The organism is Mannheimia sp., assembly GCF_056854775.1.
The window spans coordinates 1-4,171 of record NZ_JBXGGI010000077.1; the positions used below are offsets into that span (position 1 = coordinate 1).

Below are 4,171 nucleotides of genomic sequence, written 5' to 3' on the forward strand. Positions count from 1 at the left end.
TTTGTATTGTAGAATTATTCTGATTGCAACCAAATAGGTTGTAAAACAATTAATTACATAGTTACTTATAAGGAAACTTAACATGAAAATGGAAAAAAAAGCGCTTTTCCGTACATTTTTATTATCAAGTGCAGCATTAGCAGTTGCTGCGTGTGGTAACTTAAGCAAAGTGAGTGATGAAGGCACAACTGAAAACCCGGTATTCCCAAAAATTTCAGAGTCTGAATTCAACCACGATGGTTCACAATTTGGTTCTTGGCCAAACTGGGAAAATGTCCGTCAAATCGAAAAAGGTATGAATAAAGATCAATTATATAACCTAATTGGTCGCCCACATTTTGAAGAAGGATTATATAGTGTTCGTGAATGGGATTACGCATTCAACTACCGTGAAAACGGCGTACACAAAATTTGTCAATACAAAATTTTATTTGACAAAAATATGAATGCTCAAAGCTTCTTCTGGTATCCAAATGGTTGTAACGGCAACTCATCATTTACTTTAACTGGTGATTTCTTATTCGACTTCGATAAAGATACATTAACGGCTAAAGGTAAAGAAGTAGTTGATAATGTTGCAGAGCAATTAAAATCATCTAAAGCACAACAAGTTAAAGTAGCGGGTTACACAGACCGTTTAGGCTCTGTTGAATACAACTTAGATTTATCACAACGTCGTTCTAACACTGTTAAAGCACGTTTAATCCAACAAGGTGTAAATGCTCAAATTGAAGCAGTAGGTTACGGTAAAGCGAACCAAGTTAAACCTTGTGAAGGTTATGCACACGCAAGTCAAGCTGAAAAAGATTGTTTACGTCCTAACCGTCGTGTAGAAATTTCTGCAAACGGTGGTGTGCTTAAACAAAACGAAGGTGGTAATGTAGCAGGTCCTAACGGTCCGGCTCCACTTTACCAAACTCCTGCATACAACAATGGTAAATAATTTCTGGTTTTAATTAACTTAGAGTAGAATAGCAAGGCAATCTTATTGATAAGATTGCCTTTTCTTTTAGCTTTTATTTTTCAGGAGAATACTATGACTTACCAAGCAGTTGCTTTTGATTTAGATGGCACATTACTTTCATCAAATGCTACGATTTTAGAATCCAGTAAACAAGCAATTCAGAAAATAAGAGAAAAAGGCATAAAGGTTTATTTTGTTACCGGCAGACATCACACAGCGGTTCGTCCTTATTATAAGGAGATAGATTTAGATACGCCAGTTGTATGCTGTAATGGTACTTATGTATATGATTTTAAAAATGAAAAAGCAATTATTGGTAATCCGTTGCCACCTGAAGTCGCATCTAAATTAATCAATGAGGCACAAGCTCAAGGTATTCATACTGCTGTTTATTTTGAAGATGCAATGACTTATGAAACGCTAAATGTTCACTTTGAAAAATTTCAAAAATGGGTCGCATCTTGCCCTGAAACTGTTCGCCCAAATGTTTACCAAGTTGAGAAATTTCAGCAAGAAATCGATAAAGGTTTAACCGTTTGGAAAGTGTTAATCAGCGATCCTGATTTAGTCAAAATGCAAAATTTTGTGGAAAAACTACCGCTTGATCAAGTAAGCCCTGAATGGTCTTGGGTCGATCGTGTTGATATTACCAGTGTTGGCAATAGTAAAGGAGCAAGGCTGGCGGAGTTATTAAAAACAGAAGGTATTGAATTAGAACAAGTTATCGCATTTGGTGATAATTTTAACGATATCTCTATGTTGGAAGCAGTTGGACTTGGTATTGCAATGGGCGGTTCGGAAGAGGAGGTGCAGCAAAAAGCGAAGAAAACAATTGGTTCAAATAACGAAGACAGCATCGCCAATGAATTAAAAGCACAATTTAATCTTTAACCTATGATTAAACCTAAATATTCCATCGCAAGGCGTATCGGACTCTATTTTTTAATTATGATCGTCTTTGCTTCTATCATTAGTGGCATTTCACTTGGGATTATGTGGAGTAATAAATCTGATGCCAGTTTGATTAATGTATCGGGTTCGTTGCGTATGCAAAGCTATCGCCTTTTGTCGGAAATGGATTCAAGGCAAGAAATTTTAGCCGAGCGTTTGTTGGAATATCATCGTACTTTACACTCAACCGAGCTGAGTTCTCTTAAGCAAAGTTGGTTGTTACCTGATAATGTAATACATAGCTACCAACAATTACTGAAAGATTGGTATGCGATGCAGTCTTATGTCAATCAAGGTGATAAAGCCAGTTACGCAACACATATTGAAGATTATGTGCGGAAAGTGGATAACTTTGTCTTTCGCTTGCAAGAGTTTGCGGAGTTAAAACTAAAAATTGCCACAGGTGTAATTGCTGTTTCAATGTTATTGATTATTCTACTTGCGTACATTGGTGTGTGGTATACACGGAAAAAAATTATCAGCCCATTAAAGCAATTAGTTAAAGCCAGTTGGCAAATTCAAAATAAAGATTTCGATCATATAAAATTAGCGGTTGATGAACCGAATGAATTAGGTTTGCTTTCCTCTACTTTTACTGAAATGTCGAATGAATTATTAAAACTTTATACCTCATTGGAAGATAAAGTACAGGAAAAAACCCGCCGTTTATTAGCAGTTAATCGCTCTTTACTTGTGTTGTATCAATGCTCCCAATTATTAACCGCTAAACCGATTAATAAAGAGATGCTTAATCAAGTATTGAAAACAGTATTTGATAACGAACATTTGCTTGGTATTAAATTACATATTTATGGTGCAGAACATTGGAATGTTTCTATAGATAATGCCTTTGAAGTGGAGTGGATCTCAACTGAAATTGCGATAGAAAATGAAAAGCTAGGTATATTAAGTTGGAAGCCATCTTTACTTTGTCCTGATGAGCGGTTACTGCAAAATGTATCAGAAATGATTGGACGAAGCATTTATGTCGTTCAAGTGCAAAAGCAGCAACAGCAATTAGTGTTAATGGAAGAGAGGGCAATTATTGCTCGTGAGTTACACGATTCTTTAGCTCAATCGCTAACCTTTTTCAAAATTCAAGTAAGTCTGCTCAAATTGGCAAAAAGTGATGAGAAACGCAACGAAATTTTATCGGTATTTGAAAAAGCATTAAATGATGCCTATAGCCAATTAAGAGAGCTACTAACAACGTTTAGATTAACCATTCAAGAGGCAAATCTACAACAGGCATTAGAGAAAATTTTAGAAAGTTTACGCCCGAAAACATCAGCACAGCTTTGCTTAAGTTGTAAATTGCCCTCACATATGTTCAATGCACAGCAACAAGTGCATATGTTGCAAATTGTACGGGAAGCAGTCATTAATGCCATTAAACATTCTCAAGCAACTGAAATTAAGGTTATTGCTGAAACGAATGATGATGGCGAGCATTGCTTAATTGTTCAAGATAACGGCATTGGCTTAGCCAGCCATACCGAACCGGAAGGGCATTATGGCTTAACCATTATGCAAGAGCGAGCAGCAGAACTAAAAGCAGATTTCTCCATTGAGAATGTGGAAAGCGGTGGTGTAAGGGTTAAAGTAGTTTTACCGAGTATGCTCAGCAAGCGGTAGTTTTTTGTTAATTATTTGCAAATGATTTATAAGGGATAAAAATGCAGATCCGAAAAGCAGTCGAAGCGGATTTTGAAACCATACTAGCGATATACAATCAAGCTATTCCAACTCATCAAATTACGGCTGATTTGGAATTAGCAACCACAGAAAACCGTCGAAAGTGGTTTGATTTTCATCTTCAAAGCATCCAGTATCCGATCTGGGTGGTAGAAGACGAAACGGGCATTGTCGGTTGGTTTAGTTTCTCGCCATTTTATGAAAGACCAGCTTTTGTGCATACTTCTGAGATTAGTATCTATTTAGATGGTAATGCTAAAGGAAAAGGTTACGGCTCGAAAATTATTGAGTTTATGCAAGCGGAAATGTTAAATCATAATATTCACACTTTAATGGCGTATGTCTTTGAACTTAATACTGTTAGTCAAAATCTAATGAAAAAACACGGATTTGAACAATGGGGGCGTTTTCCGCATATTGCCAATATGGGAAAAGATGAGAAGGGAAATGATAAATGGCGAACGTTACTGATGATGTCTTACCAAAAAGGCATTGAGTAATAAGCGGTTACAAAAAGCATTGCTTTTTGAACGTTGGCTTTGCCAACGGCAGCAAAGCTGT

4 protein-coding genes are annotated in these 4,171 nt (G+C 36.5%); all 4 read left to right on the top strand.

Annotation, left to right across the window (positions count from 1 at the left end):
• The first annotated feature begins 82 nt into the window (after positions 1-82).
• Positions 83-943, top strand: a complete 861-nt coding sequence (locus ACJHV0_RS05710) for an OmpA family protein (RefSeq protein ID WP_428981773.1) — start codon at positions 83-85, stop codon at positions 941-943.
• Positions 944-1,036: 93 nt separating this feature from the next.
• A complete protein-coding gene (locus ACJHV0_RS05715; protein WP_025235860.1) occupies positions 1,037-1,855 on the top strand; it encodes a pyridoxal phosphatase in 819 nt (272 codons plus the stop codon).
• A 3-nt stretch (positions 1,856-1,858) separates the two neighbouring features.
• Entirely contained in the window at positions 1,859-3,550 is a 1,692-nt protein-coding gene (narQ, locus tag ACJHV0_RS05720; protein WP_483133628.1) for a nitrate/nitrite two-component system sensor histidine kinase NarQ, read from the top strand.
• 41 nt (positions 3,551-3,591) lie between these two features.
• Positions 3,592-4,110, top strand: a complete 519-nt coding sequence (locus ACJHV0_RS05725; protein WP_283385963.1) for a GNAT family N-acetyltransferase — start codon at positions 3,592-3,594, stop codon at positions 4,108-4,110.
• Positions 4,111-4,171: the final 61 nt, after the last annotated feature.